At 47.9% G+C, this 380-nt stretch carries 2 rRNA genes; both read left to right on the top strand.

The window, feature by feature from the left end:
• Positions 1 to 127, top strand: a 23S ribosomal RNA gene (locus PV403_RS25015); the annotation flags it as partial.
• Between the two features lie 169 nt (positions 128 to 296).
• Positions 297 to 380: ribosomal RNA gene (gene rrf / locus PV403_RS25010) — 5S ribosomal RNA — on the top strand; the annotation flags it as partial.

Below are 380 nucleotides of genomic sequence, written 5' to 3'. Positions count from 1 at the left end.
AGCCCACCTCAAGATGAGATTTCCCAACTAGTAAGACCCCTTGAAGACGACGAGGTAGATAGGCTGGAGGTGGAAGTGCAGCAATGCATGGAGCTGACCAGTACTAATCGGTCGAGGGCTTATCCTAAATATTAAATCGCAAAGATTGTTTCGTATCTAGTTTTCAGGGAGCAAATCCTTGAGGGAAACCTAAACGCTTGTTTCTTGATTCACACTTCGGTGTTGAACCCAAGTAAACGCGAAGAGTGTATAGATTTTCCGAAGATTTTCGAGAAGCGTAAGCTGAGAAAATCCTGTTTGGTGGCGATAGCGGAGGGGTTCCACACGTACCCATCCCGAACACGACCGTTAAGCCCTCCAGCGCCGATGGTACTTGGACC

This window comes from Paenibacillus sp. GYB006 (genome assembly GCF_036577645.1).
Taxonomy (GTDB): domain Bacteria; phylum Bacillota; class Bacilli; order Paenibacillales; family Paenibacillaceae; genus Paenibacillus.
Note: the sequence above shows the minus strand (reverse complement) of the source record. Positions and strands in the feature narration are given on the sequence as shown.